Raw genomic sequence first — 15,021 nt, 5'->3', positions numbered from 1 at the left:
CCAGCCGGGCGGCAGCCCAGCCGAAGGCAAGATGTCGCGGCGATTTGTGGCCGATCATCGAATCGGCGGTGTTGATCGCTTTGTAGAACACTCCACCAGGCAGGCCGCCGAGGCCGAGCCAGAAGGCCGGCGCGACGATCCCGTCGGAAAAATTCTCGGAGAGGCTCTCGATCGCGGCGCGCGCGACGCCGGCCTCGTCGAGGCTCTCCGGATCGCGGCCGACGATCATCGCGACCGCCTTGCGCCCCCCGGTGAGGCCGCCTTGCTCCAATCCTTGGGCGACGCGGGCGACATGCTCGTGCAGGCTTCGCTGCGCCAGCAGGCTGGAAGCCAGCAATGCCAGCGGCAGCAAAGCGAGCGGCCCGGCGAGGCGGCAGAGCGCGAAGAGGGCCAGCGAGGCGGCAAGTGTCACACCCAGCAGGATCAGGAGCGCGGCCACACCGGCCAGACGCCGCATCGCGAAACTCATGCTCTCGCGATTGAGGCTGCGATCCAGCGCGCCGATCAGCGCGCCGATCCAGGTGACGGGATGGCCGATCCATGCGAACAGGCGCGCCGGATAGCCGATCGCCGCCTCGGTCAGGAGGGCGGCGAGGAGGAGCGGCAAGCTGGCGGAGAGCGACATGGCGGCCGTGGAGACGAAGGAAGCGATCTGGCATGGCGGCGATCTCGCCACGGCCAAGGCGCTGTTTCCGCAGGCGCCAGAACCCTGGATCGATCTCTCGACCGGTATCAACCCGATCCCCTATCCGCTTCCGGAGCTGCCGTTAAGCCTGTGGCAGCGCCTGCCCGGCAAGTCGGACGAGGCCGCGCTGCTGGCGGCGGCCCGCAAGGCCTACCGGATTCGTCCGCAAAGCGGCCTCGTCGCCGCGCCCGGCACGCAGATCCTGATCGAGTTGCTGCCGCGTCTCATACCGGCAGCGAATGTCGCCGTGCTCGGCCCGACCTATGGCGAGCACGCGCCGGCCTGGCGCAAGGCGGGCGCGATTGTGCGCGAAATCGCGGACCTCGCGGAGATCGGTGACGCCAATGTCGTCGTGCTGGTCAATCCGAACAATCCGGACGGGCGCGTCGTCGCGCAGGTGACGCTGGTCGCGCTGGCCGGATTGCTTGGCGCGCGAGGAGGCCTGCTGGTGGTCGACGAGGCCTTTGCCGATTTCGCGCCTGAGACGAGCCTGCTGCCGATCCTGCCGGAGGGGGCTCTCGTTCTGCGCTCCTTCGGCAAGGCCTATGGGCTTGCCGGTTTGAGACTCGGCTTCGCCGTTGGCGAAGAGCGCTTCACCGACGCCCTTCAGGCCATGCTCGGCCCCTGGGCGGTGGCCGGGCCGGCGCTGCATGTCGGAGCCGTCGCGCTCGGCGATGCGCAGTGGCTGTCCGCGGCCGGCGAAGCGCGCGCCGCCGACAGCAAGCGCCTCGACGCTATCCTTGCCGGACAGGGCCGGGTCGTCGGCGGCACCGTGCTTTATCGCCTGATCGAGACGCCGCAGGCGCGATCCCTGTTCGAGAGGCTCGGCCGCGCCGGCATCTATGTCCGCCGGTTTCAGCACGATCCTTGCCGCCTGCGCTTCGGCCTGCCGGGCGACGAGGCGGGCTGGACCCGGTTGGCGCAGGCCCTCAAGTCGGCCTGAGCCTCGCTGCGCGGTCATCGCAGCCGGCGCATGCGGGTGCGAATGGGACGAAGCTGCGTATCGTCGCTATCGTCAGGTGATTCCAGCGATCCGGAGACAAGTCGCATGCAGCCCTGGCCGAAGCAGTCCGCCCTCACCATCGGCTTCGCCCATGCGGCCTATCAGCTGCGCGACGAATATCTGGCGCGTAACGGCGCGGCGGCGAGCTTCGAGGTCCGAACCGTCGACGATCTCAAGGCTCGGGCAGCGGAGGCCGATGTCCTCGTCGTTTCCGGCCTCTGGCGCAACGAGATCCTGGACGGATTAGGCAAGCTGCGCTTCATCCAGTCGATCAGCGCCGGCACCGACCAGTTCGACAAGCCGAAGCTGGCGGCGGCGGGTGTTCGCCTCGCCAGCGCCCAGGGCGCTAATGAGCGCGCCGTCGCCGAACATGCGATCTCGCTGATCCTGGCGCTGGCGCGCCAGCTCCATCTCGCCCGCGACAACCAGGCAAAGGCCAATTGGCGGCCGATGATCGGCGATCGCTCCCGCCGCGAGGACGAGCTTGGCGGCCGGACCCTGGTCATCGTCGGTCTCGGCCGTATCGGCCTGCGGCTCGCCGCAATCGCTTCCGCCTTCGGCATGCGCGTGATCGGCGTGCGCCGCCGGCCGGGCTCGGAGCCGAATGTCGAGGCGATCGTGCCGCCGGCGGAGCTGCACGCCGCGCTCGCGCAGGCTGATTTCGTCGCCTTGACCTGCCCGCTGACGCAGGAGACGGAAGGGCTGATCGATGCCGCCGCGCTCGCGGCGATGAAGCCCTCGGCCTATCTGATCAATGTCGCGCGGGGGCGTGTCGTCGACGAGCCTGCGCTGATCGCCGCGCTCGAAGCGGGCCGTATCGCGGGCGCCGGCATCGACTGCGTGTACGAGGAGCCTCTGCCGGCAAGCTCGCCGCTCTGGGCGATGCCGCAGGTGCTGCTGACGCCGCACAGCGCCGGCGAGACCCGCGCCTATGAGAGCAATGTCGTCGATATCCTCTTGGACAATCTCGGCCGACTGGAGCGCGGCGAGGCCGCGCTGCTCAACCAGATCGTCTGAACAGCGCCGATACGAGTCCGCAGCGTTTGCGGCGCCACTGTTGCGCGGAGTCATAAAGGCAAAGCCTCCCCGGCGGCTCTGCGCTCGCCCGGGAGGCTTTGATCCGGTCCGAACTCACCAGCGCGGGCGCGGGCCGTAGCTGCCGTCGCAGCCGACCAGCGGGCCACCCGGATAGTAGTCGTCGATGATGATGTCCGGCATGGCGCAGCCGCGGTTGGTGCTGCGGCTGATGCGGCGGCGCTGCTGCCCGTAATCATCGGGCTCGACCATGACGGTGCGGCCGTCATAGCGCGGTTCCGCCTCCCGCGCGGTCGCCAGTTTCGGGGCGGGGCGCGGAGCCTGGGCGCGTTCGACAGTCTTCTCGGTCGCCTGCTGGCGCACCGGCGGCAGCGGCGCCGCGGTGACGTCGGTGTCCTTGCCGTCCTTGCCGGCGACCTGCGAGGCCGGAACGACCGCGTCCTCGGCGCTGGCGCGCACCAGCTTCTGGACGCCGGTGTCGAGGACGAGCGTGCGGAAGGGAGCATCGCCGCAGCCGCCGCAGCGGGCCGGGTCGAGCGGGACGAGATCGACGCGTGCCTTGCCGTCGTCGGTGGCCTGGCCTTCGCCGGTGGCGCGGGCGGCGATCACCACCTTGCCGGCATCCTCGAGCTGCATCTCGATCAGCTGGGTGCGGAGCGCACGGGCCCGGCGATAATTGACGACCTCGTCGCCGCCCGAGACCAGGATGGCGAAGGGTGCGCCCTTGGGGGCATTGCCACGGAAGATGTCGCGCAGCTGGGTGATGGCGCGGCGGGCATCGGAGGAAACCTCCCAGCTGCCGGGTGCGAAGGCGATCTGGCGCGTCGTCATGATCTCGCGGGCCGACTGGGCGACGCCGAGCGAGACGGTGCGCGAGGAGAATTCCAGCTTCAGCGACTGCGGCCGCTCGGCGACTTTGGGTGCATCCGAGTTGCCGCCTTCGGCCTGCGCGAAACCGGCGCCGGCCGAGACGATGACGGCGAGGGCGGCGACGGCGAGGCGCAGGCGGCTGGTGCGCAGGCGGGCGGTCTGGTCGAGCTGGAAGCCCATGGCGGGTCTCCTCATGAACGGGTGTGCGCTGGGCACGTTGCCAGACCCTTGGCGATCCCTGAGCCGGTTTCGCAGATGCCCGGGGAACCCTGTGCGGGAATTTGAACGTGCGCGCGTGAGAGGGCGCTCATTCACTCGCTGTTCAGGAAAAAATGCGGTCTGCCGCGAAAATCAGGCAAACCGTGGCAAAGCTCGGGCAACGCCACTGCTACGACCCGCCTTCACCCGAGCCGGCCGTCGCATTGTCGAGGCTACAGGACTATGCGAAGAGAGGGTAAACAGGGGATCTGGCTATGAAGAACGCAGATGAGCGCAAGGACAACGGCGAGCTTCCCCAGATGATGTCCCGCCGGGCGCTCGGTGGATTCGTCCTTTCGCTGCCGCTGCTGAGCGCTCTTCCTGCGCTGGCACAGACCGACCAGGGTGCGACCAATATCCTGCGCTCGCTGGCGCCGCATGATCGCGTGCCGGGTCGCTCAGGTGGTGGCGCAAGTGGTGGCGGCAGGGTCGTGGTGCGCCGCGTCGCGCCGGTGCCCCGCCGGGTCCATCCGCGCGGTTACGGTTCGGATGTCGTGATCGACCTGACCCGCCGCGTCGAAGTCACTGTCTTCTTTGACAACGACTCGGCGACGCTGCGCCGGGGCGCAGAAGCCACGCTGATGCGGCTTGCCCTGGCGCTGCGCGATCCGATCCTGCTCGATCAGCGCTTCCTGATCGCCGGCCACACCAGCGCCGAAGGCGGCTACGACTACAATGTCGAGCTCTCGCAGGAGCGGGCTGCCGCGGTCCGTGACTGGCTGGTCTCTTACGGCGAGATCGGCCCTGGCCGCCTCGTCGCCCACGGCTTCGGTCCTGATATGCTGCGCAATCCGCGCAGTCCCTATTCACCCGTCAATCGCCGCGTTGAAGTCATCGCCATCACCGGCTGAGTTCTCTACCGTCTTCCCGAAACAACCATTTGCCTCAGGGGGCATCGTCATGGCTTTGTTCAAGCGCCTCATGCTCGGTCTCGCGCTGCTGATGTCCTTCAGCGTCGTCGCCAGCGCCCAATCGCCGAATTCCCGCATCAACCTCCTGGTGATGTCGGACGACGCCGATCCGGATACGGTTCCGCGCAACAACCGCATCTTCAATCGGGTGCAGCTCCAGCTTTCGGAGTATCTCAACACCCGTGGCTTCCAGGTCTATGACGAGACCAGCCTGGCGCTGGGCATCACCCAGACCGCCCGGGTCCGCCGCCGCGACGCCGAGCTGATCGAGATCGCCCGCGCTGTCTCGACCCCGGTCGACGCCATGGTCGTCTACCAGATCTACGCCTCGGCCCGCCGCGCCGTCGCTGCCGACATCCGCTTCCCCGAGATCCGCATCGCCGGCCGCGTGCTCAATGTCCGCTCCGGCCAGTTCATCGCGGCCTTCGAGGTCGGCGGCTTCCAGCTGCCCGCCTTGCCGAACCCCTGCAGCGCCGAGTGCCTGCTCGAGACCGTCGGCACCCACTCGCGCCTCCTCGCCGCCGATCTCGGCGCGGCGATCGCCCAGAAGCTCGAGGGCTTTGCCCGCCCGAGCGGTGGTGCGGCCGCTGTCGGCAAGGACGGTATCGTCCTCGGCGGTGGCGCCGGTGCAGGTGGTGCGGCTCCGGTCGCTGCTGGCGGCGACGGCTGCAACAGCCTTCCGACCGACTTCGTGATCCAGCTGCGCGACTTCACCGCCACGGAGGTCGACCGGGTCGAGAGCGAGTTCGTTCGCTGGGGTTGCTACCGCGCCCATCGCGCCACGCAGATGACGTCGACCTCGGCCGACTTCTTCTACACCACGTCCGCCGACTCCGCTCGCCTGACCCGTAATTTCCGCCTGATGCTGGAGCTGGTCGGTCTGAACGGTCAGGTCACCTTCTCCGGCAACCGCCTGGTTGTCAGCAAGGTCGCCACCCGCTGATCGGATTGGGTGGCCGGGTAACCATGAATCCCGGCCTTCCCTTACGAAAAAGCCGCCCGGTCGACATGGACCGGGCGGCTTGTTACTTTAATTATGGCAGCAATATGTGCCGGCTGGGCGCGAGCGGGGCAGGGGGGTCCGTTTGCCGCAACCGAGCCGGTGGTCGATGCGGATATTTGACACATGGATTGGGGTATTGACCCTGCAAGGGTCGCGGAGATCAGCACGATCGCGTCTTCGCGGCGGTTTTCCGCCCGGGACACGGAGAAGTTCGTTCTCGCGATCACGGGTGGCGGTTCGGAGAATGCCGATCTGCCCCTCTGGGACATGCTGCAGGTCTTGTTCTCGCTGGGAGCGCTGACCGCAAATCCGCGCATGCCCGCCCGCGACGCCGCCATCGGCTGCATGCTCGACGAGAGCGGCATCCTGTTGCGGCCGCTGCGCCAGGACGGGCCGGTGCGCGTGAGCTTCGCCGCGGCGACCATCGAGGCCTCCGCAGCCGAGATCGTGCTCTCCTATGGCGACAAGGGCGAGGCGAAGACCCGCTCCTTCTCCTGGAGCCGGATCAGGCGCGCGCTCGGCCTTGCCGACTTCCTCTTCGCGGCCGAAGCGGATGAACGCTCGGAAGGCGGGCTGGTCGCCTTGCGCACCGCGCTCGACGCGGTCTTCGCCCTGTCCTCCTTCGACGAGGACGGCATGAAGCGTGCGGTGCAGGAGCCGGCCCGTTTCATGCGGGCCTGGCGCCGGCGCCATCTGCCGCTGCTCGCCTTCGCCGACCTGATCCGCCAGCGCGAGGCCTTCCTCAACGCATCCGGCCGGCGTGAGCGCCAGCGCGAATTCGATCCGGACGATCTGATCGCACTCTGGAGCTTCGCGTTGCTGCATGGCGAGACCTGGAGCTTCGCCCGCTTCGCCGAGCGTTTCAGCGCCCTGATCCGCGAGGAGCGCTCCAGCGTCGGCCGCCGCGACTTCATGGCGCCGGCTTCGATGGAAACGCTGATGGCGCGCCAGCCTTCGGAGAATCCGGAGGAGGCACTGATCGCCTGGCTCGATCATCAGGCGATCCTCGGCGAGCTCGAGGTCGACGAACCGGACGAAGACGAGGAGCCGGACGAGGAGGACGAGGACGGCGTGGTGCGCGAGCGCGTGTACGCCGCGCTAATGCGCCTGCCGGCCGAGCCGAAATTCCTCAACAAGGAGGAGCGCGAGGCCATCGGCCGGGCGCTCGCCATCCTGCCGCTCGCCCACGAGCAGCCGCTGACGCTGGCGCGCTCGCGCGCCGTCGCGCCCTGGGAGAACCGGCTGGTCGAGGCCAGCCGCCGTATCGCCGGCTCCAATCGCGGCCAGGTCGACCAGAGCCCGGAGCCGTTCGACTATGCCGGCATCGCCGCGAGTCTTGCCGCTCTGGGCCGGCGGCTCGACGAACTGTTGCTGATCGGCAATGCGCTCGAGGCGATCGAGGGGCCGGAAAGTGCGGCGGCGACGGCCGAGGGGCAGAAGCTGCTGCGGCGCTGGCGCCATGATCGTGCGAGCTTCCGGATCGACGATGCGAAACTGGCGCTGACCTTCGCAAGGCATGGGGGAGCACTGAGAACGGTCGCAGCAGCCCTGCACCGGATCAACAGGCAACAGAAGCGCTTCGGAGAAACGACGGACCTGGTCGCCCAGGCCGCCAGCGACGAGGCGCGGTTCACCGACGTCTTCTCGCAGCGCTATCAAGGGCGATCGAAACGGCCATGACAGACTTCGCTAACCAGGGTCCGCTCGAAGACGACCTCCGCGCCGGCCGCGCTACGGCCAGGCTGGTTCTGGCGGCGCTTGCGAGCACCGAGCCGGAAGAGGCCGTCGCCGCGAGCATCAGCCGCGCCGATCTTTGGGCGCATGCCCGCCGCGTCCGCGGCGAGCCCGTCAACTTCGCCGCAGAGCGTGCTATCCGCACCGATCCGGAGGCGGCACGGCTCTATCGCCGCTTGCTCTCCTTCCAGGCCGTGGCGCGTAGCGAACTCGCCGCCGCGGCCTATGACAGCAGCGCGACCCACCGCCGCATCGGCTCGTTCGAGCTCGATGTGATCGAGGAGGACGATGCGCCGCCGGCCCTGGTCATCCAGTGCCTGTCGGAGACAGATCCGGCCCCGAGCATGATCGAGGTCGTCTCGATCGAGGGCGTGGTCCGCCTGCCGCTGCCGGCGCCGGTCGACAAGCACATCGTCATCGACCTGCCGCGGCAGGACGCCGAGCGTGACCTGCTGCGATTGATGCTCGCCAACCCGCTCGCGGGCGTTTATCTGCTGTAACGCCGGGAGCGCTGCCGAAAGCAGCGCTTTTACCCGGCATGAAGGGACGGCAGGGCCTGCGGGAGAGATGATGGCCGGAGATCAGAACGCCAGGCGCTCCGGCGTCTTCGTCGTCGTGCCGACGACCGACCAGCCGATCATCCTGAAGAAGCTCGCCTGGTCGGCCCGCGTGCCGGTTTCGCGCGTCGTGCTGGCGACCGAGAGCTCCGAGGTCTGCGAGCCCTGGAGCACGCAGTACAGCAACCTGCTGCGCCCCGGCGAACCCTTGCGCCAGATCCTCGGCCTGCCCGATGGCGGCAGCTATCGTCTCGCCGCCTCCGGCTCGATCGACCAGGGCAAGAGCTGGATGGTGCCGACGCTCGCCGCTCATTGCGCGCTCACCCATGGCGAGGCGGTGACGCACAAGGCCTCCGAGGCCAAGCTCGTGATCTGGGGCACTGGCGCGATCGACCTCTCGGTCGCCGATACGGCGAGCGAGGCGCGCGTCACCCAGCAGGAATACCACCTCACCACCAAGATCGACCGCTGCCGCCATCTCTTCGCCGATGCCGAGCATGGCGCCACCCCGGTGCTGGCCTTGGTGCCGCGCGGCGAGGAGGCCGAGCGCGCCGTCGCGATCCTCGGCAAGATTCTCGGTGGCCAGCCGCATCATATCGTGGTGGTCTCGTCTCTCGCGGACATCGCTGCGCCGATCGACCTCTTCCTGCGCAGCGGTGCTTTCGAACCGCAGGCCGTGGCGTCCGCACCGGATCGGCCGGCAGCACCGGGATCGTCTTCGATGGCCCTGAGACCGTTCGAATCCAGGAGCGCCGAGCAACCCGCTCAGCCGCAGCCTGCGCAAACAGCCGCTGCGCAGCCGCAGCAGACCCTCGTCCAGCCGCGTCCTGCCGGGGATGAACCCTCCATCGCCGACGTGCTGAAGAGCCCCCAGGCCCCGCGCTCACGTCGCCAGGTCCTGGGCGACAAGCCGGCATCGACCGGCTCTTCGTCGCGCCTGCCCTTGATCGCCGCTGCGGGCCTGGTGCTCGTCGCTGGTGCAGCGGGGGCGGGCTGGTATCTGACCCGTGGTGGCTCGGCCGAGGATCCTTATCAGGCTCCACCGACGCTGACCCAACCCGGGACCAGTGGAGCGACGCAGCCGACTTCTGGTCAGCAGATCGGCGGGCAGCAAGGCGCGACCGCACCCTCTCTGGGGCAGCAGACAGCGCCTTCGCTGAGCCAGCAGAGTGCCAGCGCCCAAAGTGGGCCTGTCGCGATGTCTGGCTCCGCTCTGGCGCGGCTGGTGACCTTGTCCGCACCTGCCGGCAGCACCTGTGAGGCTCAGATCTACGAGATCCGCCCGCGCTATAGCGAGGCATCGGTCGATATCGGCGAGGTGGCGAGCGTTGCGATCGAAGGCCAGGACATTTGCGGGCTGGCGCTCGATCCGGTCGCGCCGGCCAAGGCGAAGTTCCAGAACGGGACAGGCCCGGCCGTCGTTGCCTCCAAGTCGACGCCTACCCGCGTGGTCTTCAATCCCAATGCGATCCGCGGCGGCATCACCGCTTTCCCGGTGATCCAGGTCGAAGAGCCCAGGGCCCTCTCGATCCAGATCACGCGGCGCTGAGCCGGCGGCGCCGTCATGCTCGGGCTTGACCTGCGCCTCTCAGTCCGGATGAGGCTCCGGTCGGCGCTTGCTCGTCGCCGGGTTCTCGGCTCTGCGGAGTTTATCCTTGGGCCGGCCGAAGTCGGACCCGAGGGCTTCGCCCGAGAATGACGGCGAGCTGACCCCGCTACAGCCCCGCACGCGTCAGCCCGCGCCACAGGCCCCAGGGCGGCGGGTCGCTGGTCGGCGAGAGCTGGCGGATCGCGGCGAGGCGGCCGGCGATCAGCGCGATCGCGATCGAGGGCAGCGCCATCAGCATGTGATGCGAGGTCGCCGCGGCGATGAAGGTCATCGGCTGACCCATCACTGGCAGGAGGCCGAGCGCGTTGCCCCAGGAAATGCTCCAATGCAGCGAAAAGATCGTGGCGATGCCGACCAGGATGATCGCCATGCCCTTGTTCGCGCCTTCCTGGGCCGAGCCCATGGCGCGCTCGCGCATCAGGCTGACTGCCAGCGCCAGCAGGCCGAAGACGGTGATCACCTGCGCCGCCAATAGCGCCAGCCCTGCCGGCAGGCCGAAGCGCACCATCAGGAAGGTGGCGATGAAATCGTTCTGCACCACCGGCAGGCGGACGAGGTCGCTGACGGTGAAGCGGCTGACGGTTTCGTCCTGCTCCTCGCCCTTGCGCTCGGCGATCGGCGTGACGCGGGCGCCGGGCAGCATGGCGCAGAGCGAGACCGGCGAGGGCGGCAATTCGTCGAGCGCACGGCGCACCTCGACCGGCGTCTTGTCGAGGCCGAGATCGAGCCGGGCCAGCGTGCACGGCATCTCGGCGAGCGCGACCTTGGACTGCAGCAACTGGAAGCCGAGATCGCGATGGATCACGTCCGGGCTGCGGTCCTGCGCGGCGGTCTGCGTCCGCTTGGTGGCGTGGTCGAGATCGTACCAGGTCAGGAGCCGCTCGGCCGGGACGCGGAACAGCCCGCCGCGGGCCTTCTCGAGCGTATCGATGGCGGCGAGCCGCTCCTTGGGCAGGCTCCACTGGCCCGAGATCGCATAGGTGACGAGCCCCGGGAAGACGTAGATCAGTGCGGCGTTGATACCGAGCAGGATCACGAGGACGAGCGCCAATACGCCGCCGCGGGGCCAGCCGAGCCTGCGGACCTTGCGCTGCGGCGCGTCGGCCCGGCGCAGGAAGACGCGCATGATCTCGACCAGGCGCTTCAGCGTGCTCGGCAGCAGGAAGGCGAAGGCGAGCACGACCGTGGTGATGATGATGATCAGCGCCGGCGAATAGTCGCTCTTCAGGAACGGCACCGCGGTCAGGAACAGGATGAAGACCAGCACGGTCGCGAGACTGACCGTCAGCCAGGAGATGTAGTGGCGCTGGTTGTAGAAATAGTCGATCCGCGAGAAACCGAGGAAGATGTGCGCCAGCACCAGCACGAGCGCGATCTTGCCGAGCTCGACCGGCTGGAAGCCGGCGACGCCGGTCTCGGTGCCGAGCACGCCCCAGGCGACGAAGGCGGCGAGGATCAGGATGGCGGGCACGGCACGCAGCAGCTGGTCCTTGAAGCCGACGCCCATGAAGAAGGAGCGCGGCAGCGCCGCGATCGAGCGCTGCGGCTGGAAGGCGATCACCACCGCAACGACCGGGATCAGGTCGAAGAACAGGAGCTTGTTCTTCTCGGCATGGATGGTGAAGTCGGTCTTCTCCGCGTCGAGGCCGAGGGCCAGCAGCGTCAGACTGCCGAGGCAGCAGAGCATGACGAGGCCGAGCCAGGTCACGCGCAGCGGCGTGGTGAAGCGCGGCCCGACCATGATCGCGATGCAGGCGATCGCATAGGCGAGGATGGTGGCGTGCACCGCCGCCTCATAGGAGATCGAGGCGCCCCCGAGCCGCGACAGTTCCGGCGCGAGCACCAGCATGGTTGCGGCCCCGATGAAGGCTGTGGAGCCGAGCGCGCCGACCAGCCGGACCAGGATGGCGCTGCGCCGGAACAGGGTGGCGTGGTGCATCGCCGCGAGCACGCCGAACACGGCAATGCCGAGGGTCAGCAGCAGGCGCACAATGCGCTCGACGCCATTGAGCGATGAGAGCGGGTTGCCGAGCTCGGCGGCCGACATCGGCTGGCGCGGCGGCGTCACCACCGGCCTGACGCTGTCGGTCGTCGCGGTCGCGCGCAGGGCTTCGGCGTCGTCAGGGGCGAAGCGGTGGGTCTTGCTCAGCGGTGTCAGGCGCAGCGGCAGGCGCCCGTTCGCTTCCTCGCCGATGTCGACGGCATAGCGGGTGCGGCCGATGATCATGTGGCTGAGCCGCGCGGGCCCGTCGGGATCGAGCTCCCAGGCGATGTCGGTGAAGTCGGTGATGCGCTGGTTGCCGCGCGCGAACAGCACCGGCGGGCGCGGCGCGTCGACGGCCTCGCCCGGGGCAAGGAAATAGCTGCCGCCGCGCGCGACGATGGTCAGCGCCTTGAAGGGCAGTGCGCTGGCGCCGACATGGGCTTCCTCGCGCACCGAGCAGGTCAGGCGGCCGCCGAGCGAGACGATGCGGTCCTCGCCGCGCTCGTCGGTGGCGATGAGGCCGGTGACGATCTCGCGGATGCGGTCGGCGCCGCTGCGCGGCTGGCAGACGGAGAGCGCGTTGCCGTCGAGCCGGAGCGTCGAGAGCGGTCCGGTCGAGTCGATGGTGAGCTTGCGGGCTGGCTTGCCGGCTTCGGTCAGGGTCAGCGCCAGCCGTCCGGGCCGGGCCTCGTCGACCGCGATGGCGAGCGCGCCGGCGGCGATGCGGTCGCCCGGCTGGAAGCGCCAGCGCGCCGAGAAACTGCCGGCGCCGTTGAGATAGTCGAGCCAGAGCCGGCGCGTATTGGCGACGTTGCGGATGGTGACGCGCCCATCCGGCTGACGGGTGAGGGCGACATGGCGCGCCTCTGCCGCATCGAAGCGCTGCGGCTGCAGCAATTCGCGCCGGCCGATCGTCACGGTCTCGCCGCGGGCGAGGGCGAGATCGAGCCGCTCCAGGCTGACCACGGGGCGGGCGCTCTCGATCAGATGGGTGGTATTGTGCCACCAGAAGCCGAGCACGGCGAGGCAGAGCGCCAGCAGGACGAGGCCGGTCACGGCCCCGCCGGCACCGCCGATGCGGATGCGCGGCAGGCGGAACGGCCGCAAGGTCAGCCAGCGCCCCATCAATTGGCGCAGCGCGGTGGTCTCGCTCACTTCTTGTCTCCGAGCGCGGCGACCTTGCCGAGCAGGCCGGCCATCAGGCGTCCGCAGGCGCGTCCGCCGGTTTCCCGCGTATGCGAGACCAGGCAGGTGAAGGCGACGCGCTTGCGCCCCGCGACATTGTCCATCCAGCCGGCGAACCAGGCCGAGTTCATGCCGTCGGTGGTGTCGGCGGTACCGGTCTTGCCGTAGATGCGCTTGCGGATATCGGGCGGCAGCGAGGCCATCACGCCGGCGGCGGTGCCGCCGGGCGAGTTGACGACGCCATGCAGGCCGCGCTGCGCATCGTCGAGGAAGGGCTCGGCCTGACGCGGGTCCATGCCGGGGATGACCGGCTTGCCCTCGTTCGGCATCGGCGTCTCGGCGACGTCGGAGACCGGCTTCAGCACGCGCGGCAGGATGACCTTGCGGGCGCCGACCGAACCGTAGATCGAGGCCATGGCGATCGGTGTCGCGCGCACGCCCTGGCCGTAGGAGTTGGTGGCGAGGTCGATGCGCCTTGCATTGCGCTTGTCCTCGACCGCGAGGTCGAGCGCCTCGCCGGTCAGCCGCTGCGCGCCCGGGACGATGCCGCGGGTCAGGTCGACGCCGGGCTGGGCCAGCGTGCCCGGCTGGGTGATCGGGTAGAGATGCTCGGTCATCTGCGCCAGGATCGTGCCGGTACGCCCGGGCACGGTCGTCGGCCGGCCGCCGACCTTGCGCCCGTCCATGGTCAGCGCCATGCCGGCGAACCACAGGTTCGACGACTTGATCAGCGCCTCGCAGAAACCGATCTGCGCCCCGCGGCCGGCATCCGGGCAGCCGCTCTGCGCCGGTGAGAGGATGCCGACATTGAAGCCGGCGCCGCCATAATTGGCGATCGCGACACCGTCGACATTGAGGATGCCGCCGCCCGGGATGCCGAAGACCTGCGCCTGCTGCCCCGGCGGCATCCGGCCCATGATCATGTCTGCGAAACGGGGCTGCTCGCGGATGCCGAGGATGCTGGCGAGGCCGGTGACCAGCTTGAAGGTCGAGCCCGGCATGGTGTGGACGTCGCCGGCGCGCCAGCCATGGCCGGCGAGCGGCGAGTCGCTGTCGCGCCCGGTCGATAGCGCCTGGATGTCCCAGCTATGCATGCCGGGCACGAAATCGGGCCAGCTCGCCAGGCCGAGCAGCGCACCGGGCTCGTCGCCGGCATCCATCAGCAGCACGACGGCGCGGCCGTCGCCCTGATCCGGCGGCTCCTGCTCGGGGGCGAGATTGACCGGCAGCGGGCCGGGCTTGCGCGGACGCTTCCCACGGCCGAGACGCTCGCCCATGTGCTCGTAGACGGCGTCCTGCACCAGCTTCTGCAGGCGCGGCTCGATGGTGAGCGTCAGGTTCTCGCGTGTGCGGGCCCGGCCGAGCGCGGCCGAGAGCGAGCCGACATCGCCGGCGCCATAGCCGATCAGCGCGGTCAGCCCGAGCTCGTCCACGATCGGCAGCGGCACGCCGTTATTGTCGAGCGCCGGCGTGCCGTCGGCAAAGTAGAGCGCCCGGGCCGCGCCGCTGCGGCGCTGCGTGACCGCGCCGCGCCAGCCGAGTTCGCAGACCAGCTTGGTCTTGGCCCGCTCGCAATCGGCCTCGATATGCGAGGAGCGCCAGAGCTTGACCTTGCCGTCCTCGCTCTGGACGCCCGGCCCGCCGAGGATCTCGCGGGCGCGCGGCGGCACCGCCCGGACCGGCTGCCCCTCGAAGCCGATCTCGACATCGCGGCGGCGGGCGCCGGTGATGGTGAAGCGCCAGCCATGCGGCAGGCCCTGCTGGGCCTCCTCGGCGCAGGTCGCGAATTCGTCGCTGTCGGAGCAGACGCGCTCGGCTGCGATCGCGAGGCCGGCGAGGCGCACGGTCTGCTCGTCGCGCTTGGGGTCGAGATTGACGCGCTCATTGCCGACGACGATGCGCGCCGGCTCCAAGATCATGTCGACGGTGATACGGCGATTGCCGGCCGGCAGTCGCGTCGAGAGAACGAGCCTGTCCTCGGGCGCGCGCAAGGGGCCAAACAGGGCCCAGTCGGAGAGCTGGTTGGCGCGGCGCTTGGCGAAATCGGCGAAATCGCGCGGCGGCGGCACCGCGTTCGGCATCACGTTGAGCGGTGCGGCGAGGTCGGTGGTCTGGGCGACGCGCGCCGTCCAGCTCGACGGGCGGCAGCCGGCCGGCACCACCGGCAGCGCCAGCGGCGTGCCGTCG

At 69.4% G+C, this 15,021-nt stretch carries 11 protein-coding genes; 7 read left to right on the top strand and 4 right to left on the bottom strand.

Annotated features, from left to right (window positions below; genetic code table 11):
- The coding region (locus CXY91_RS23440) for a CobD/CbiB family cobalamin biosynthesis protein (RefSeq protein WP_199777545.1) at positions 1-625 on the bottom strand (625 nt) is incomplete at its 3' end.
- Between CXY91_RS23440 and cobD the strand changes: the two genes are divergently transcribed.
- Together cobD and CXY91_RS23430 are read left to right on the top strand one after the other, a co-directional pair.
- The gene (gene cobD / locus CXY91_RS23435) at positions 624-1,628 is read left to right on the top strand and encodes a threonine-phosphate decarboxylase CobD (protein WP_100963831.1); all 1,005 of its coding nucleotides are present in this window, start codon (positions 624-626) and stop codon (positions 1,626-1,628) included. The two genes, CXY91_RS23440 and cobD, sit on opposite strands and share 2 nt — an antisense overlap.
- 105 nt (positions 1,629-1,733) lie before the next feature.
- Positions 1,734-2,705 carry a D-2-hydroxyacid dehydrogenase gene (locus tag CXY91_RS23430; RefSeq protein ID WP_100963829.1) on the top strand — a complete coding sequence of 324 codons (972 nt, stop codon included), beginning with the start codon at positions 1,734-1,736 and terminating at the stop codon, positions 2,703-2,705.
- A 114-nt stretch (positions 2,706-2,819) separates the two neighbouring features.
- Here the strand turns inward: CXY91_RS23430 and CXY91_RS23425 are convergent, their stop codons facing one another.
- The gene (locus CXY91_RS23425; RefSeq protein WP_100963827.1) at positions 2,820-3,773 is read right to left on the bottom strand and encodes a hypothetical protein; all 954 of its coding nucleotides are present in this window, start codon (positions 3,771-3,773) and stop codon (positions 2,820-2,822) included.
- Between the two features lie 293 nt (positions 3,774-4,066).
- On the opposite strand from CXY91_RS23425, the gene CXY91_RS23420 reads away from it, so the two are divergent.
- From CXY91_RS23420 to CXY91_RS23400, 5 genes are all read left to right on the top strand, one after another.
- A complete protein-coding gene (locus tag CXY91_RS23420) occupies positions 4,067-4,702 on the top strand; it encodes an OmpA family protein (protein ID WP_100963825.1) in 636 nt (211 codons plus the stop codon).
- A gap of 49 nt (positions 4,703-4,751) precedes the next feature.
- Positions 4,752-5,705: a hypothetical protein gene (locus CXY91_RS23415; RefSeq protein ID WP_091834606.1), complete on the top strand. Its 954-nt coding sequence runs from the start codon at positions 4,752-4,754 to the stop codon at positions 5,703-5,705.
- 183 nt (positions 5,706-5,888) lie between these two features.
- The gene (locus CXY91_RS30360) at positions 5,889-7,445 is read left to right on the top strand and encodes a hypothetical protein (RefSeq protein ID WP_158673561.1); all 1,557 of its coding nucleotides are present in this window, start codon (positions 5,889-5,891) and stop codon (positions 7,443-7,445) included.
- Positions 7,442-7,999 carry a hypothetical protein gene (locus tag CXY91_RS23405; protein WP_100963823.1) on the top strand — a complete coding sequence of 186 codons (558 nt, stop codon included), beginning with the start codon at positions 7,442-7,444 and terminating at the stop codon, positions 7,997-7,999. The genes CXY91_RS30360 and CXY91_RS23405 overlap by 4 nt, the downstream gene beginning before the upstream one ends.
- Positions 8,000-8,069: 70 nt before the next feature.
- Positions 8,070-9,605 carry a flagellar basal body-associated FliL family protein gene (locus tag CXY91_RS23400; RefSeq protein ID WP_158673560.1) on the top strand — a complete coding sequence of 512 codons (1,536 nt, stop codon included), beginning with the start codon at positions 8,070-8,072 and terminating at the stop codon, positions 9,603-9,605.
- Between the two features lie 166 nt (positions 9,606-9,771).
- On the opposite strand, the gene CXY91_RS23395 is transcribed toward CXY91_RS23400, so the two are convergent.
- Positions 9,772-12,804: an MATE family efflux transporter gene (locus tag CXY91_RS23395; RefSeq protein WP_100963818.1), complete on the bottom strand. Its 3,033-nt coding sequence runs from the start codon at positions 12,802-12,804 to the stop codon at positions 9,772-9,774.
- On the bottom strand, positions 12,801-15,021 hold a 2,221-nt coding region (locus CXY91_RS23390; protein ID WP_199777544.1), incomplete at its 5' end, for a penicillin-binding transpeptidase domain-containing protein. The genes CXY91_RS23390 and CXY91_RS23395, both read right to left, overlap by 4 nt.

The organism is Allobosea sp. FBZP-16, from assembly GCF_002831785.1.
Taxonomy (GTDB): domain Bacteria; phylum Pseudomonadota; class Alphaproteobacteria; order Rhizobiales; family Beijerinckiaceae; genus Allobosea; species Allobosea lupini.
Note: the sequence above shows the minus strand (reverse complement) of the source record. Positions and strands in the feature narration are given on the sequence as shown.

Coding starts and splice junctions, on each gene's coding strand:
- CXY91_RS23420 (WP_100963825.1), top strand. CDS start 4,067: ATGAAGAACGCAGATGAGCGCAAGGACAACGGCGAGCTTCCCCAGATG.
- CXY91_RS23405 (WP_100963823.1), top strand. CDS start 7,442: ATGACAGACTTCGCTAACCAGGGTCCGCTCGAAGACGACCTCCGCGCC.
- CXY91_RS23415 (WP_091834606.1), top strand. CDS start 4,752: ATGGCTTTGTTCAAGCGCCTCATGCTCGGTCTCGCGCTGCTGATGTCC.
- CXY91_RS23430 (WP_100963829.1), top strand. CDS start 1,734: ATGCAGCCCTGGCCGAAGCAGTCCGCCCTCACCATCGGCTTCGCCCAT.
- CXY91_RS23425 (WP_100963827.1), bottom strand. CDS start 3,773: ATGGGCTTCCAGCTCGACCAGACCGCCCGCCTGCGCACCAGCCGCCTG.
- CXY91_RS23400 (WP_158673560.1), top strand. CDS start 8,070: ATGGCCGGAGATCAGAACGCCAGGCGCTCCGGCGTCTTCGTCGTCGTG.
- CXY91_RS30360 (WP_158673561.1), top strand. CDS start 5,889: ATGGATTGGGGTATTGACCCTGCAAGGGTCGCGGAGATCAGCACGATC.
- cobD (WP_100963831.1), top strand. CDS start 624: ATGGCGGCCGTGGAGACGAAGGAAGCGATCTGGCATGGCGGCGATCTC.